General features: G+C 51.5%; 20 protein-coding genes and 1 pseudogene. 11 read left to right on the top strand and 10 right to left on the bottom strand.

Annotated elements, in window-relative coordinates:
* Positions 1-520 precede the first annotated feature (520 nt).
* The 4 genes from EPA93_RS15240 to EPA93_RS49090 all read left to right on the top strand — a co-directional run bounded on the left by EPA93_RS15240 (position 521) and on the right by EPA93_RS49090 (position 2,751).
* Positions 521-1,402, top strand: a complete 882-nt coding sequence (locus EPA93_RS15240) for a TIGR03560 family F420-dependent LLM class oxidoreductase (protein WP_129888335.1) — start codon at positions 521-523, stop codon at positions 1,400-1,402.
* A 146-nt stretch (positions 1,403-1,548) separates the two neighbouring features.
* On the top strand, positions 1,549-1,881 hold the full coding sequence (locus tag EPA93_RS15235) for a cupin domain-containing protein (RefSeq protein ID WP_129888334.1): 333 nt from the start codon (positions 1,549-1,551) through the stop codon (positions 1,879-1,881).
* Positions 1,882-2,109: 228 nt separating this feature from the next.
* On the top strand, positions 2,110-2,340 hold the full coding sequence (locus tag EPA93_RS49095) for a hypothetical protein (RefSeq protein ID WP_207229558.1): 231 nt from the start codon (positions 2,110-2,112) through the stop codon (positions 2,338-2,340).
* 39 nt (positions 2,341-2,379) lie between these two features.
* A complete protein-coding gene (locus EPA93_RS49090) occupies positions 2,380-2,751 on the top strand; it encodes a hypothetical protein (RefSeq protein ID WP_207229557.1) in 372 nt (123 codons plus the stop codon).
* A 496-nt stretch (positions 2,752-3,247) separates the two neighbouring features.
* On the opposite strand, the gene EPA93_RS15225 is transcribed toward EPA93_RS49090, so the two are convergent.
* Complete coding sequence (locus EPA93_RS15225) at positions 3,248-3,523, bottom strand: hypothetical protein (protein WP_129888333.1); 276 nt, start codon at positions 3,521-3,523, stop codon at positions 3,248-3,250.
* Positions 3,524-4,042: 519 nt separating this feature from the next.
* On the opposite strand from EPA93_RS15225, the gene EPA93_RS15220 reads away from it, so the two are divergent.
* Positions 4,043-4,462, top strand: coding sequence for a pentapeptide repeat-containing protein (locus EPA93_RS15220; RefSeq protein WP_129888332.1), 420 nt, complete (start codon positions 4,043-4,045; stop codon positions 4,460-4,462).
* Positions 4,463-4,760: 298 nt separating this feature from the next.
* Here the strand turns inward: EPA93_RS15220 and EPA93_RS15215 are convergent, their stop codons facing one another.
* From EPA93_RS15215 to EPA93_RS49760, 5 genes are all read right to left on the bottom strand, one after another.
* The gene (locus EPA93_RS15215) at positions 4,761-5,021 is read right to left on the bottom strand and encodes a hypothetical protein (protein ID WP_129888331.1); all 261 of its coding nucleotides are present in this window, start codon (positions 5,019-5,021) and stop codon (positions 4,761-4,763) included.
* A gap of 856 nt (positions 5,022-5,877) precedes the next feature.
* Complete coding sequence (locus EPA93_RS15210) at positions 5,878-6,177, bottom strand: RICIN domain-containing protein (RefSeq protein WP_129888330.1); 300 nt, start codon at positions 6,175-6,177, stop codon at positions 5,878-5,880.
* A 153-nt stretch (positions 6,178-6,330) separates the two neighbouring features.
* Positions 6,331-6,459: a hypothetical protein gene (locus EPA93_RS50330; RefSeq protein ID WP_277988895.1), complete on the bottom strand. Its 129-nt coding sequence runs from the start codon at positions 6,457-6,459 to the stop codon at positions 6,331-6,333.
* A gap of 69 nt (positions 6,460-6,528) precedes the next feature.
* Positions 6,529-6,975, bottom strand: a complete 447-nt coding sequence (locus EPA93_RS50730) for a transposase (RefSeq protein ID WP_340689238.1) — start codon at positions 6,973-6,975, stop codon at positions 6,529-6,531.
* A complete protein-coding gene (locus tag EPA93_RS49760) occupies positions 6,920-7,396 on the bottom strand; it encodes an IS5 family transposase (RefSeq protein ID WP_242527413.1) in 477 nt (158 codons plus the stop codon). The genes EPA93_RS50730 and EPA93_RS49760 overlap by 56 nt, the downstream gene beginning before the upstream one ends.
* A 371-nt stretch (positions 7,397-7,767) precedes the next feature.
* On the opposite strand from EPA93_RS49760, the gene EPA93_RS15200 reads away from it, so the two are divergent.
* Complete coding sequence (locus EPA93_RS15200; RefSeq protein ID WP_129888329.1) at positions 7,768-8,199, top strand: hypothetical protein; 432 nt, start codon at positions 7,768-7,770, stop codon at positions 8,197-8,199.
* A 361-nt stretch (positions 8,200-8,560) separates the two neighbouring features.
* Positions 8,561-9,448, top strand: a complete 888-nt coding sequence (locus tag EPA93_RS15195) for an alpha/beta hydrolase (protein ID WP_165423130.1) — start codon at positions 8,561-8,563, stop codon at positions 9,446-9,448.
* A gap of 34 nt (positions 9,449-9,482) precedes the next feature.
* On the opposite strand, the gene EPA93_RS15190 is transcribed toward EPA93_RS15195, so the two are convergent.
* Positions 9,483-9,791: a cupredoxin domain-containing protein gene (locus EPA93_RS15190; RefSeq protein WP_340689246.1), complete on the bottom strand. Its 309-nt coding sequence runs from the start codon at positions 9,789-9,791 to the stop codon at positions 9,483-9,485.
* Positions 9,792-10,162: 371 nt separating this feature from the next.
* On the opposite strand from EPA93_RS15190, the gene EPA93_RS15185 reads away from it, so the two are divergent.
* From EPA93_RS15185 to EPA93_RS49755, 3 genes are all read left to right on the top strand, one after another.
* Positions 10,163-10,402, top strand: coding sequence for a YgaP family membrane protein (locus EPA93_RS15185; RefSeq protein WP_129888326.1), 240 nt, complete (start codon positions 10,163-10,165; stop codon positions 10,400-10,402).
* A complete protein-coding gene (locus EPA93_RS15180; protein ID WP_129888325.1) occupies positions 10,399-10,599 on the top strand; it encodes an RNA polymerase sigma factor in 201 nt (66 codons plus the stop codon). The genes EPA93_RS15185 and EPA93_RS15180 overlap by 4 nt, the downstream gene beginning before the upstream one ends.
* Before the next feature lie 206 nt (positions 10,600-10,805).
* On the top strand, positions 10,806-11,072 hold the full coding sequence (locus EPA93_RS49755; protein ID WP_242527412.1) for a hypothetical protein: 267 nt from the start codon (positions 10,806-10,808) through the stop codon (positions 11,070-11,072).
* 174 nt (positions 11,073-11,246) lie between these two features.
* Here EPA93_RS49755 and EPA93_RS49750 read toward each other — a convergent pair whose 3' ends face one another.
* The gene (locus EPA93_RS49750) at positions 11,247-11,564 is read right to left on the bottom strand and encodes a hypothetical protein (RefSeq protein WP_242527411.1); all 318 of its coding nucleotides are present in this window, start codon (positions 11,562-11,564) and stop codon (positions 11,247-11,249) included.
* 137 nt (positions 11,565-11,701) lie between these two features.
* On the opposite strand from EPA93_RS49750, the gene EPA93_RS49745 reads away from it, so the two are divergent.
* On the top strand, positions 11,702-12,181 hold the full coding sequence (locus EPA93_RS49745; protein WP_242527410.1) for a hypothetical protein: 480 nt from the start codon (positions 11,702-11,704) through the stop codon (positions 12,179-12,181).
* A 231-nt stretch (positions 12,182-12,412) separates the two neighbouring features.
* On the opposite strand, the pseudogene EPA93_RS15170 reads toward EPA93_RS49745, so the two are convergent.
* Together EPA93_RS15170 and EPA93_RS15165 are read right to left on the bottom strand one after the other, a co-directional pair.
* Positions 12,413-12,694 (bottom strand): annotated as a pseudogene (locus EPA93_RS15170) (transposase); the annotation flags it as partial.
* A 66-nt stretch (positions 12,695-12,760) separates the two neighbouring features.
* Positions 12,761-13,990, bottom strand: coding sequence for a threonine synthase (locus EPA93_RS15165; RefSeq protein ID WP_129888323.1), 1,230 nt, complete (start codon positions 13,988-13,990; stop codon positions 12,761-12,763).
* Between the last annotated feature and the right edge of the window lie 131 nt (positions 13,991-14,121).

Raw genomic sequence — 14,121 nt, 5'->3', positions numbered from 1 at the left:
CAAATCTTTTCGTCTTATCCCACTCAAGCCGCCTGGGAAGGGCGATGAAGAGGAAGAAGGAGGCAGAGTTTCTGCCGCATATCTTTTCGTCAGAGCAAGGGTGTTACTGGTAAATGCCCTACGAAGTGAGTCTGCCCCCGGGTTGCGCAACGAGTTTTATCTCAGCAATGATTTAGCTTGAGAGGTTCTTCGCGGCTTTCCTGTTTTCATCATGCAGAGGGATTTTCGATTCCTTGGTAGGCAAAAAGTTGGAGCACTAAACGGGCCTGTGAAGACATCTCAGCACATACATGCATCTCGTTGTGCTATCCGTGGGCGCGACAATCCCCAGCAAGGTGACAAATTGATGACAAAATCGCGGAAAAAGTTCATACCTCTGTCATCTCAGGTTGCTATACTAACATCTCTCCCTCACTTCTTCGGGACACTAGGCGGGAGGAGAAAGCGTGCAGAATGAGAAATAGGGTAACACTCTTGACGCGAAGAGTGAGCATGCTGAAAAACGGGAAGGAAAGATGTTATGAAACTGGGACTCCATATGAACGATTTTACCTGGCAGGGGGGAGCGAGCCTGATTGGCCCCACGCTGGTCAAGATCGCACAGATAGCCGACGTAACGGGATTTGATCGCATCAGTCTCGGAGATCATGTCTGGCAATCCGCCTATCTCGGTGGGGTGGAGCGCGAGCAACTCTCCTGCTATGAAACGCTGGCGTACCTTTCTGCTCATACTCGCCGGATCAAGCTCATTGCGATGGTCACAGCAACGCCTTACTGGCAACCCATTCGACTCGCCAAGACTGTGACCACGCTGGACGTACTTTCTGGGGGGCGGGCGTGGCTGGGCATCGGCGCGGGAGATTACGAAGAGGAAGCCCGTGGATCAGGCCTGCCTTTCCCTCCAACGAAAGAGCGCTATGAGATGCTGGAGGAGGCGATCCAGATCTGCCTGCGCATGTGGCACGGCGAGCGGGGAGACGAGCGCCCCTTTGAGGGAACCTCTTACCAGATCCCGCGCCCGCTGAACGTTCCACAGAGCCTCACTCGACCCCATCCGCCGATTCTGATCGCCGGAAGTGGTGAGCAAAGAACGCTGCGCCTGGTCGCGCGCTACGCCGATGCGTGCAACCTGCGACCCGGCCAAGAGATTCCAAAGAAATTGGCGATCCTGCGCCAGCATTGTGAGACGGAAAAGCGCGAGTATGACACGATTGAGAAGACCTGTATGTTCGCCTTTGACGTTGGCAAGGATGGTTCTAAAGCGAGCGAGCTCATCGAGCACCTGCGCTGGCTCGCCGGAATGGGAATACAAACAGTGCTTGGGGTGATTCCACAGATCGATACCATCACCCCGCTGGAGGTGATTGGCCGAGAGGTCATTCCCGCTGTGGCAGCTCTCTGATTTGGGTACCTTGAATAGGTCTGCTTTCGCGCTTTTCGCTGGTTCTGTGGGGGAGTTCTCGCGTCCGCTGAGCGGATTCTCTGTACAAGACTGCAAACCTGTCTGTTTTGCTTTCGACACCATTTGACGATGAAAGGAAAAAACATATGGCACCTATCATTCCCAAGGAGCAGCTTCAGAATGGCTACCTGTTTCAAGGAAAGGACTATGGAGGCGTTCCCCTTTCGTTTTTCTGGATGCAGCTCCCCCCTGACGAAGGCCCTAAACTCCACTTTCACCCGTATGATGAGATCTTTCTCATCCTGGAGGGTCGCGCCACGTTTACTGTGGGTGAGAGCAGCTTAGAAGTCGAAGCTGGAAATGTCGTGATCGGGCCAGCCGGTGTGCCTCACAAGTTCAGCAACGCGGGCTCGGGGATCTTGCGGATCGTCACCCTTCATCCGAATCCAAAGACCATTGGAACGCGGGTCGAGGAGTGAGACAGAGCATGGTCCTTGCTTGGCTTCGCCAGGTAAAATGGAAGGCGAAAGAACGATGAAAGCACAGAAAGGAGCTCTCCTCACGTGTTCTATATATGAACGGTCCCGATCAGCCCTCTCTCACTATTCAGACCTCCGCTGAGTCGGCTCCCACTGTGCCAGCCTGGTTTGGCGAAGTTGTGCTGATTGTTGAATATCTTCGCAAGCACGGTGTTCTGGCCAGGATCAGTGAGCGAGTGCACTTTGCAATGCGCCCTGGAGACCTTCTACGAGCGGCTTCGGCCCTTTGCCGCCCCATTCATGGCCTTGTTTGAGCGTGACCAACTTCCAGCTCGTTCGACCCTCTCGCGCTTTTTGGCGGCTCTGACAGCAGGGCCAATCGAAGCCTTGCGCACGCTCTTTCTCGAAGATCTGCAGGAGCGGCGAGCAGACGGCTGCCGCAGCGCCCCTGCGGGCTGACTGACCGAACAGGGAAGCTGTGGAAGGTCTTCGACATCGATGGGACACGAGAGGCGGCCCGCCAGCGCGCCTTGTCAAAGAGGGAGGGCCAGCCTGCAGCCGCACGTCGTCTTGATGAGGTGTGCGGCTGCAGGCTACACGGGTCGCAAACGAGGGGAAGTTGTGCGAACCCGGACGACCGTTCTGCAGGCCCATACCGCTCAATGGCTCGGCACGTTTGGCAATCCGGGCAATGGCGAATACCGCAAGGAGCTACGCCGCGCGGAGGAAACGATCCAGTCGTACCTACGGGCGCACCAGTTGCCGGAAGCGTCTGCATTACTGCGGCTTGATGGTCTCTATGGAACGGGAGCAGTTCTGGACGACTTGTTGGGGTTGCCGTTCGGCATGCGCAGCAAAATCGGCTCATAAGTTCTGCTTTTTGAGGTGCATTCAGGCACCTCTCCTCACTGCCGCCATATGGGTCACACATGTGAATCGAGGCCCTGACAGACGACAGAATGCTTCGTAGCTCATCAGTGTAAAGCCGCTTCTGGTCTCAAGCTTCTGTCATGATATGGGGAAGAGCGAGTGCCATAATTTCTATAAAATCACAGCGCTCTCAGAGTGTTCATCCTCTTCTGCCAAGTGGCTCATAAGGACGATACTACGGTGTCACGCTGACTTGTTCCAAGCGCTCTATGACTGCTTGGGCCCTCACCTCGTAGAAAATGGGGTCCCGATATAACTAGAGGAGATGAAGAGCTTGACGGAGAAGCTAGCAGGCTTGCTCGAAATAGAGCTACCAGTGGCAAGCAAGGGGAGGTGGGAGTTTGAGGAAAGGACGAGAGCTGCACATGGAGCAGGAGTGGAGCCTCCTTGTGCATGGGGGAAACGCAGAGAAAAGTTGCCTGAGAGAGGGACGACATCACAAGCAGATGAATCGCCTCTCAGGCAGCAATGGGTGATGAGCACCTTCATTGCTGCGAAGAAGGGCAAGCGTTCCTATGGCTTCCTGCTGACACTGGCCCAGATCGCGGCTAGGCGCTTGTCCACTTGTCCCCAAATGCGCAACCGTTGCACGTTTGGGGAGCTCATCGGCAGCAACAAGAGAGCGAGCTTCAGCAGTTGCAAAGTCCAAGCGCCACTTAGGAGCATGCAGCCGTAGCTCATGCAGAAGCCCATACCCAGAACGTTCTCTCATGCTTGTGTCTGCCAGATGATCGGCGATCCTTGGGGGGCAATATCCAGAAGAGCGTTAGCCTCTACAACGGCAATAGAGTACTAGAGGCAAAATGGGGAGAGCTTGATGAAATAAAAGTGCTGAAGCTCGTAGGCACGACACCTTACCATGATTAGCCTTGCTCCACCTCAGAGGCAGGAGAGCGAATATACACATGGGCTCTCAAACCCCGCCAGGACCTTGATAAAAAGGTGTGCAATATTCGTTGCAGAAAGATCTGCCCACTTCCGTGCTTTTGAGCGTGTTTTGTTGCAAGAGATACTGCACACGGACATTACCAAGGTCCTGGCGGGGTTTCGCTCCATACCGACCACTATGAGTGGTTACACCTATTGAAACCTTCCGTTGCGACAAAAGTGGCCGGGAAATCTTTTCGCTTTGAGCCATCTGCCAGTGATATACTGAAAAGACGATAATGCCTCTATATACAGAGGCGTGTTTTTGTCTCGTAAGAACCAAAGAAACAAGGAGCAAAACAGCATGGCAAATCAGAACCACGTGAATCTTCTCAAAAAGTCAGTGCAGGAATGGAATGCCTGGAGAGAGCAGAATCCATCGATTACACCTGATCTCAGCAACGCCGACCTCACAGGAGCCTACCTCATAGGACCTGAATTCAACACAGGCGTCAACTTGAACAATGCCAACCTCACAGGAGCCTACCTCACAGGAGCCTACCTCGGATGTGCCGACCTCACAGGAGCCTACCTCAGGGGAGCCGGCTTCGACCATCACACCAACTTGAACAATGCCAACCTCGGCGGAGCCTACCTCGGAGAAGCCAACCTCCAAATTGCCGACCTCACAGGAGCCTACCTCGGATGTGCCAACCTCCAAAGAGCCCACCTCCAAAGCACCGATCTCACAGGAGCCTACCTCATAGGAGCCATAGGAATCTAAGAGATAGTTGAGGGATGCCTGAAAAGAACATCCCTCCTTCTGCCTCCGCCAACCGACCGTTGCTCTACGCTTGCTTCCCTGTTCTCCCGATGAGACACTTCTTGCTCGCCTCAGCCGTATCGTGAATGTACCGTAGTCAGACATCCTGATCCGCTGGCTGCGCGCCATATTCTGGCGATGATGGATCACGACTGCCCACCAGAAAGGCGCAAAAGTGTCGGTTTGAGGGTAAGAAGTGACCACATGCGCAAGTCATTTACCACCTAATCTGCGCATCATAGGGCAGGGTGTCTCTGCATCATGATCTTTGTGTTCCATCGGAGAGTAAAGGAGGTTGGATCACCAGGATACGAGCTGCACGCCTGCGCCGCCGTGCGGGTGAGGAATCCCGAATAATCACAAACCACTCGACTTCACCTGGTTGCCACAGCTCCAGTTGCGCAGACTGATATCCGTGTTGATAGAGCCGAGGGGCACCTACACGAGAAAGATGGCGATCATCCGGTTGCCACTCCACCGAGTACCGCGACAGTCGCTCCTGATCATATTCAAGAGTCAAGACATCTTGAAAATATTGACCAGAGCCGTTTCTCCGGCAAGGTTACGCTCACCATACAGGTAAAAGTTTCTGAAGCGCGCGTAACCCGCTTTGTTCAACCTTCGCGTTTCGCAAATAGCTGAAAATGCCTGATACATCAACTTCGGTCCGGGCTGAACACCTTTGATCCAGCCCAAAACAGCGGCAGGACTATGACAAGTCAAATCACACATATAGAGGTGGACGGATTTGATCTGGATTGTGTCTTTGGTGGCGAAATAACGAAGAAATTGGAGATGTGTTCTCGAAACATCCAAGAAAGTGGGGAAAATGCCCTTGATCTTTCTATTGCTCGTTATATTGTATTGGCAGCTATCTTGCGGCTGGTGTCACCTTACGTAGCGTTTCCCCTCTCAGGGAAGAGAGAACAGTTACTCTGAGAGAGCAGAAGAGAATAGCCGTTCTTGCTCAGTCGCGATAGTAACCAGCGCTTGCGCTATGTTTGTTTGCCCCCACGATAACAGTGATAAAAAATCTTTTGGTGTGGCAAGCGTTCGACGACGTGTTTCAAAGAGGGGATGAAACGCTTCCAGATGGACCCGTGCCCAGAAGCGCGTCTGATACTATCGCGTCAGTCCAGAGGGAGCGAAAGGATCGTCAACTTGCTGCGCCCCCAGATAGGCGAGATGCTCGACAGCGGATAACTGGTAGCAAGCATGGCTAAAAATGGTATCTATTCAGTAGGGGAGCGTAAAAGACTCATGATCTACAATTGCCGCTGTATTTATGACCATGCCGAGATCATGAGCGAAAGAGCATGTATGCATTGGCACCTGTTCCGTAGGCCATCTGCATACATACCATGTTCGTTAGGATCTTATTTTGTTATCTTCAAAAGACTCCATTGTTGATCAGTATTACCACTATGTTGCCACTGGCAGATGTTTGCCCCGTTGTCCCTAGATCCCCCGGCAACAACAATAACTTTCCCACTGTTACGATTCTTGATCGTGTAGTACTCCCCATCTGTAGTTTCCAGGGTCCATTTTTGATCATCGTTCCCAGAATACTGCCACTGGCAGATGTTTGCCCCGTTGTCCCTAGATCCCCCGGCAACAACAATAACTTTCCCACTGTTGCGGTTAAAAATAAAAAACTCCCCGTCGAAATTTGCCATAGCCTTCTCCTTTTCTTGTTTTCCGCGAAACGTTTTCCTATCTTCCAATCTTGCATGTGTTGTCTCTCACCAGTGCATTCAATGGCCAAGCACATGGAAAGCTTGTTCTGCTCACCCTGGGAGAGAAAAATCTCTTTCTAGTAGAAAGACAATCTACGAAGTACGCGCTCCTTCCGCTTGCGTCATCTCCTTTTCTCGTGCTGGACGGATGATCGTCAAGCGTTCAATGCCTGTGTTCGTTGCACTTTGGAGAGCCGTCAGGAGGGCCGGCGTCGGTGCCATTACAGATAGCCTTCCTCTTATAGATGAGAGGAAAGGTGACGACCTCTCTCAGAATGTGTATGACTCCCATCACGATGGAATTCGTGGAGCGAGCTTGGTCAAGATGCGGTAGCTGGCAGAGAGTTTGATGAAGGCCTCGCTGCTTTGGGGCAAGCCCTCATGGTCGCGGCAGAGCCGACGCCATCTGACGATCCAGGCAAATGAGCGTTCAATGACCCATCTCCTGGGGAGAGGGCGGAAGCCAGAGGGAAAGAGGTGTGCCCAATCCACCTCTTCTCCTTCCGGGACGAGCAGGCCGCGTTTGGGTACACTAAGCCCTTTGACTGTTTGCATTGTCCATCCCAGGGTGTATTTGAGCCATTTGAGAAACTCACCTCCATAATGACTGTCCCCCCAGAGGAGCAGAAGTCTAGGAAATCGTTCTTTGAGAGGCAAGAGCAAGTCTCTGCCTCCCGCTTGATCAGAGATTTCGGCTCCTGTCACTTTCACCTCCAGCAGTTGGCCTTGGGTATCCACAAGGGCGTGCCGTTTGCGTCCGTAGATTTTTTTTCCCCATATCGTAACCTTTCTCTTGGCCACGCACTCCGCTGGTTTTGATGCTTTGACTGTCGATGATGGCCGCACTTGGCTCAGGATCTCGGCCTTGCTTGACCCGAACCTGCATCCGCAATGCAGTGAGCACTTGATCCCAGATGCCTGCACGTCGCCACATCCGAAAGTAGTGGTGAACGGTCTGCCAAGCTGGAAAGTCATGGGGGAGGCTACGCCAAGGACAGCCGCTGCGCAACACATACAAGATCGCGTCAACAATCGAACGCCGTTCATGCAGATAAAAAGCAGCATTGGGGCTGATAGGTGGGATCAAAGATGCTAAGATCTCCCACTGCTCATCCGTCAAGTTGGAGGGATAGTTTCGATACAGACGTGTTCGATACATCGCATATGCTCCTGGTTGGTGACTCTTCTAAAAAACGCTGTTTCTTCCTCCTCTATCATCTCACCACTCTATCGTCTCTCCAAGCGCAGCCACGCATCTTGCTCTCCCTTCATCTTTTTCTCTTTTTGCCAGATCAATAGAACGCATCCAAAAGGGGTGCTCCCTCCGAGTATCATGGGAGTCATACACATTCTGAGAGAAATCAGACATTTCATCGATCCAAAACCTTGTCTTAGTAGATGAGCTAAGGTGCTACGCCATGTTATGTGAGAGAAACTTTGCTCAATTCTCGTCTTAACGTGCTTCTCAAGCCAGTCGTTGGCAAGTTATCTGGGATAAACGCGCACAAATTAAGTTAAATGATACTTCAGTTGGAAAAAGCTTCATGCACAGAACAATTAGAGCGAGCAGAACATGGCGATACATTACAAACAGAAAGTCCCTATGCTACTCAGCTAATACCGGTAGCCTCATCTATTTTTTCCTTCCTTTGTGAAGATGAACTTCATGCAGCATTTTCAAATGCTTTGAGCGAACGCCTCAGAGCTCAATGTAATCAATTGTACAGTCTTGCACATTTGCTGCCGTCACTGCTGCAAACCCGCAGTGCATTGAACATGTTCTTTGATGAGCAATACCCACCTCTCAATGGCAATGCGACTGTTCTTCCGCAAGAAACATCGAGCCAGATCCTCCTAATTCAACAAAGATGGAGGAAATGGCTTATTTACTGTGGCCTCGCCTTGATATGCATGCTTATCGGTTTCGATATTTTCGGTCTCCTGATCTTGTATGGACGGTAATAGAAGCTTTTGTTTTCAAGGTGCTGGAGCGAAAATTTTTTGCTGCAATGAGCAATCCTTTCAAGATCTTGCTCATCGGGCTAATCCCATCTCCTGGGAACCAGAGGCCTGAGTGGTTATCTCCTCGCCGCAAACATGGGATTCTCCCAGAGCTGTTGCTGAAGGCGGCTGGGGTTTTCCTGATAGCCACAGGCTTTAGACAGGCTCTGAACAAGGCTCGGATTGTGACGGATTGAAAGAAAAGCTTGGGATGAAAGCGGATCAGAAGGAGCGTCATGGAGATTTTGGTACCACTCAGATGGAATAAGGAAAGTATATGTTCTGTTTTAAGAAGTATCGCTTTTCAGAAAGAGGCAGAATAATGGCTTTTCACGCTGATGTCGTGTATGGTCTAGGCAATGACCGCGAACTGAGACTCGATATTTTTCCTCCTGATCCGCACAAGAACCAGCGAACGGCTGTGCTACTAGTTCATGGAGGAGGCTGGCGCCGGAATAGCCGCCATATGCTACGCCCTCATGCGGAGAAACTAAGCAGCCTTGGCTTTACCTGTTGTACCGTCGAATATCGCTTCGTTCAAGAAGCACCTTGGCCTGCTCCGCTGCACGATGTGAAGGCAGCCATTCGTTGGGCACGCTCTCATGCTGAGGAACTAGGCATCGACCCTGAGCGTATCGTCTTGCAGGGATATAGTTCTGGCGGACACCTGTCCCTGATCGCGGCTGGAACACCCGATCAGTCTGAATTTGAGGGCAAGGGTGGCTGCGCTGGCGTTTCTACTCGTGTGGCGGCGGCCATGGCAGTCTATCCGGCGCTGGTATTCTTTCGCGATCCAGAAGAAGCAATTTTCGGCAATCACTATCCGCCCGCCGACGAGGCGGCGTGGGAACAACATAAGCTCAATCAGGAGGGCTTTCCGTCCTGGCCGCTGCTTGGGCTGAACGCAACGGCAGAGGCTATGCAGCAGGTCAGTCCTTTCTCATATATCTCGCCTGCGTTTCCGCCAACTCTTTTGCTGCACGGAACCTCCGATATCCACGTACCCTATCCGCCAACCGTGCGTTTCCATCAGGCGCTGCTGGCTGCTGGCGTTCAGTGCGATCTGCACCTTTACAGCGGGCAATCCCATGGATTTGATCTGTCAAAGAGCTTTCGCGATGTTGTTCAAGAAGAGGCTGCGCTGTTCTTCCGCCGGATAGTCAGTGAACCAGAGATGGTGAATAAAGAGCTTAAGGAGACCACCGCTTAACGGAATCCTTGGCGAACAGTATAGTATCTCGAAATCACAAATGACCAACAAATAAGCGCCGGATTCTCACAACTATGGCAAAAAGCAGAGGGCAAGCGATCTCTCTCTGCTTTTTGCTCTCATGCTGCACAATGACGGTCAGCTTCATTCCCGGATGAACTGAACAATACACGTGATCCGTACCAGCTGTCGTGAAAGGTCCGGTTATCTGACTTCCATTCCCGCTGATCTGCATATTATTCATAGCTGGTGCTTCGCTCTCTTGCATGGATTTGGGGCTTCCATCGTCCCAGATCCCGTTCGCAAGTATATGAGGCGCTGCTGAGTCATCAACAAGCTCCAGCGTACTACCTCAGACAATTGTACTAGTGGGTCAACTGACAATTAACTTGCGTGAAGATGGCGTAAACTGAGGAATGATTGCATACTCTCCTGAGGAGCCCCCTTTCCAACGGATCATCATCGGGCGTCTGGAGAAATAACCCTCATCTCCACTCACCACATCTGGTCATGGGACATGGAAACGAGGAGCCCGGCTTCGATCAGGACTCCGCAGACTTCCTGTGGCCTTTTCTTACAACTGAAGCTGTACTTGTCAGAGAGATTTTCAGAGAAATCTCCAGGAGATGAATCCTTTCACCCTTTTTTGGTCTCTTACTAGAGAGAGAACGATCTGAATCAAGAGAACGTTCAGAGGTACAAAGGAGGATCAACATGGTCTATGTGAAAAATGTCCCCACTTTCGAGCGGATAGTACGCGTCCTGGTAGGCAGTGGCCTGGCGGTGTGTGCTGGGTGGGTGTATCTTCAGCTCATGCATGGGGCATGGGCAGTGCTGCTCGCCCTGGTATTGCTTGTCTCAGCCCTCTTCGTGGCTGCGACCGGCTTCTTCGGATGGTGCCCTGCCTGTGCTCTGGTTGGACGCAAGCTCATGTCAAGCCAGCGTCCATCATGAACTCAGTACCTGACGCCCAACTGATACCCGATGCAGTAGACGGTGATCCCGCAGCGATAGAACAACTGCTGGGCAAGTATCATCCATCTGTGACTCGCTTTGCGCGCAAGTTCTGCGCGACTCCTGAGGATGTTGAAGATGCTGTGCAAGAAACCCTCTGGATTGCGGCTCAACGCATCGGTGCATCTCTCTACTGAGGATACTGAAAGACTGAGGGCACTGAAAGTGGGAACTGAGGAACTTGTACTCAATTGGGATCATGTAAGTAATTAGGAGCATCGCTCTTCCGCGGGACCTAATCGGAGGAGGGGTGCAACTAATTCATAAGTAGAAGTCTCCTATTGATGGATTTGGCTCGATTGAGAGCTCGTACGTTACTAATCACAGAGATCAACGTGTTAAGGTGAGCAACAGAGCGGCGATTGCGCACTTTCGGACGTTCGATGCCGAGTTCTTTGGCTTGGCTGTTGATGCGTTCACAACTGGTGCGTTGAGAGTAAATGGCTGTGTAAAGCGGGGCGCCTCGATCCAAGAGCACGCGCTGGAGTCCTCCTCACTCCCAATTGAGATCTTTGACACAGCCCTTCCCTTTGAGAAATTGTGGATGGTCACAGGTCTCACCGGTGAGAGCAGGAAAGAGCAGAGGGCATTGGAAGTGTTGGCACGATAGCCAGAAGGATGAGCAAACTGGAAGAGAGGAACCATCCGCAAGCCTTGAGCGCAGAGAGGAACGCCATCACTAGCACGAGGGCTGAGATGGGAGGAATGTGCATTGAGGGGAACAGCAGCAATGCCGCCATGGCGGGCTACCTGCTCATAGACATACCAGGCATCATAAGCAGCATCAGCAGTGATATGGGTTGGGAATGTGTTGATACAGAGGCTGGAAATAACGCACATCGCCTTCATCGAAAGGAAGGGTGTGTTCAGCCAAGACAACATCACCATAGTCAGGAGTAGTAGCAGCAGCGACGCCAGAGCCGTATCCCCAAAGCATCTCTTTCTTTTCTTTGGTCGAACCATCTGGTTGCTCTCGGTTGGTCGAGCGTTTGACGCCGAGTTTGCAGTCAGGATCACCTGCCAACACTTTGGTTTTGTCGTAGCGTTCCTTAACAGAGGCTCGTGGATTGTTTTCTTTTCCCCATGCGTAAATATGCTTCACGTCAAAAGCGACGACCTCACCGAGTCCAGGGATCTCATGCTTGAGAGCGCGGCGGTGGCCTGGAGCAGGGCTTGGAGCAAGGAGGGATCAAAGCAGCGCAGTTTCTGACGAAACCAGAACTCGCACGGCAAGGTTTGGTGACAGTCGAAGCCGTAGAGTTGGAGGGGGTCAAGCACGAGGTGAAAACCAAGATCGAGGACGAGGAGGGGATGGGCCAGCAGGAAGCGACGCAGCTGGCTGGTAGAACTGAGGCCTTCGCGGATACGAATGAGGAAGGCCTTGAGATAGGCGCTTTCAGGATGGGCAGGCCGACCCCTAGAAGAACGCTGGGCGTGCCACTGCTCGACGAGGGACCAATCGAGGTGCGAGAAGAAGGCACGATACTACTGGACCAAGAGATCATGAGAAAGCAAAAGGGCAAGAGTGGACTGGTCAAAGTGAGCCGAAGAGGGTATCATAGCAGGAAACTCCTTTGTATGAGTGGAATGTGTGTGTTGATATCCCAACTCTGCAAAAGAGTTTTTCTTTTGTCAAGAGGTATGATTGGGCAAAAGCAGTTTTCCAGCAATGAATTCCTTGCGAGAGAAATACTGGAAAGAGAAGGAAAGAAAAAGTGAAGCTCAATCAGTGTTTTTCTGCAAAAAGAGGAGGCATCGGCCTGATTTCCAGCAGGGAATTACTTGCGACGCTATTTCTGTGAATTCTGGATCGATCCCGAGTAGGGAAAAAGGCTCAAATCCAGTAATGGATTACTTGCTTGCCTCCATTCAGAGACAGAAAGCGCCTGACACCTCGTTTTCACTGCATATTCTTGATCTCGATACACTGAAATTTCATCGCTCGTGTCGTGAAAATATATGAAGAGCTTTTTTTACAATGCCACGCTCTTGCTTCACGACTTCCAGCTCTCGTTTGAGGCGGCGCAGCTCTTCGGCCTCTGGTGTTTGATGACCACTGCCCGCAAACGCCTGCTCACTGTGTTGGGGAAATTGTTTGCGCCAATTATGAATCGTGCTCTCAGAGACTCCCAACTCCCGTGCGATCTCGACGATCGGCTTGCCGCTGGCCTCTGCTCGTCGGACAGCTTCGATCTTAAACTCTTTCGTGTAGATTTTTTGTTCCCTGGACATCTTCATTCCCCCATTTGATAGCGTCTCGTCTATCTCACCTTTCTGACGCTACCAAATGGGGAATGCTCATTTGCAATTGGAGTGTGCTCGGATCTGCTTGAGTTCATTGATATCAGCAAGTATCTCATAGACTGGTGAGTGAGTTGGCGGGCGCAAATATTGCGGTGTTTTGAAGCCAGATCCTGTTACCAGCACCACAAACGTTTCATGCACCTTTAAAAGGCCCTGTTCAACAGCCGGGCGGATCCCGGCCAGGGCTGCCGCACCTGCTGGCTCGGCTAAAATGCCACTCGTAGTAGCAAGGAGGGCGATAGCATTAAGCAAAGCCTCTTCAGAAACTGCCACAAAACCTCCCCTACTTTCACGGATGTCTCGTAAAGCCATACCTGCGTTAATAGGAGCTTCTACAGCAATACCATCAGCAATAGTTGACTTATGGTCGCAGGGGAATACGGAGTGACCTTCCCACATTCTTTTTAATGGTTGGCAGTTTTCTGCTTGCACTCCAATAATGCGCGGCAATTTTGTGGTCGCTCCACAAAACATTAGCTCTCGGAAACCCTTGGCAAGGCCGTTTAATGTCACTCCGTCGCCGACCGGCACTACAACGCTATCGGGAACCTGATGCCCCATCTGTTCCCAGATCTCAAAGGCCACCGTCTTTTTTGCTTCCAGCGTAAGAGGATTATAGCCAGTATTGCGATCGTACCAGCCAAAGGCATGTGCAGCCTCTCTGGAGAGGCGAACCGCTGCTTCGTAGCCCTCTTTTACTTTGAAAATCGTAGCACCAGTCACGCGCATATACTGCAACTTACTATCCAGGATACTAGCGGGAACAAAGATAACAGCTTTAAGTCCACAGGCAGCAGCCCCCACTGCCAAAGATAAGGCAACATTCCCTGTTGAAGCGCAACTGATGGTCTGAATCTTATTATGGAGAGCATATTCCAGGCTCAGAGCTGTGGCCCGATCCTTATTCGAGCCAGTTGGAGAGCGTGTCTCATCCTTCAACCATAATCCTGGTAGACCTGCAAGTTGTCGTAGCGGCAGCGGAGCGAGTAGGGGAGTTCCTCCGACTGCCAGCGGATACAAAATTTCATCCTGAGTTGGTAACAGCGCAAGATAGCGCCACATACCGCTATTTGACCATGGGTTTGCTGGTAAAAGATCAGGCCCATAGGCGTATTCCATTTCAACACGTTCTGTATTTCCTATCGCTCTGAGATCTTCAAAGCTTTTTACGCTTTTAGCTGATTCATCTTTGCCTGTTACCTTGTAAGATGTTACTTTACCCATATCTCGCCCATTTCTATTAAGCTGTCGCAAGTACCTCGATGGTAGGACTATGATCGCGCTTTTGGCCAGGTGGTTCAGCCGCGTTCATTTGTTTAAGTTTACGTGAGCATCTATGCAGTCTCTGTTTGAGA

It is taken from the genome of Ktedonosporobacter rubrisoli, assembly GCF_004208415.1.
Classification (GTDB): Bacteria; Chloroflexota; Ktedonobacteria; order Ktedonobacterales; family Ktedonobacteraceae; genus Ktedonosporobacter; species Ktedonosporobacter rubrisoli.
The sequence above is the reverse complement of the archived record's forward strand: the minus strand, read 5'-3'. Positions and strand labels throughout refer to the sequence as shown.

What these genes read in the sequence shown, in the direction of transcription:
- EPA93_RS15240 (WP_129888335.1), top strand. Translation starts at nt 521, where the DNA reads ATGAAACTGGGACTCCATATGAACGATTTTACCTGGCAGGGGGGAGCG.
- EPA93_RS15235 (WP_129888334.1), top strand. Translation starts at nt 1,549, where the DNA reads ATGGCACCTATCATTCCCAAGGAGCAGCTTCAGAATGGCTACCTGTTT.
- EPA93_RS49090 (WP_207229557.1), top strand. Translation starts at nt 2,380, where the DNA reads ATGGGACACGAGAGGCGGCCCGCCAGCGCGCCTTGTCAAAGAGGGAGG.
- EPA93_RS15225 (WP_129888333.1), bottom strand. Translation starts at nt 3,523, where the DNA reads ATGAGAGAACGTTCTGGGTATGGGCTTCTGCATGAGCTACGGCTGCAT.
- EPA93_RS15220 (WP_129888332.1), top strand. Translation starts at nt 4,043, where the DNA reads ATGGCAAATCAGAACCACGTGAATCTTCTCAAAAAGTCAGTGCAGGAA.
- EPA93_RS15210 (WP_129888330.1), bottom strand. Translation starts at nt 6,177, where the DNA reads ATGGCAAATTTCGACGGGGAGTTTTTTATTTTTAACCGCAACAGTGGG.
- EPA93_RS50330 (WP_277988895.1), bottom strand. Translation starts at nt 6,459, where the DNA reads ATGGCACCGACGCCGGCCCTCCTGACGGCTCTCCAAAGTGCAACGAAC.
- EPA93_RS49760 (WP_242527413.1), bottom strand. Translation starts at nt 7,396, where the DNA reads ATGTATCGAACACGTCTGTATCGAAACTATCCCTCCAACTTGACGGAT.
- EPA93_RS15195 (WP_165423130.1), top strand. Translation starts at nt 8,561, where the DNA reads ATGGCTTTTCACGCTGATGTCGTGTATGGTCTAGGCAATGACCGCGAA.
- EPA93_RS15185 (WP_129888326.1), top strand. Translation starts at nt 10,163, where the DNA reads ATGGTCTATGTGAAAAATGTCCCCACTTTCGAGCGGATAGTACGCGTC.
- EPA93_RS15180 (WP_129888325.1), top strand. Translation starts at nt 10,399, where the DNA reads ATGAACTCAGTACCTGACGCCCAACTGATACCCGATGCAGTAGACGGT.
- EPA93_RS15165 (WP_129888323.1), bottom strand. Translation starts at nt 13,990, where the DNA reads ATGGGTAAAGTAACATCTTACAAGGTAACAGGCAAAGATGAATCAGCT.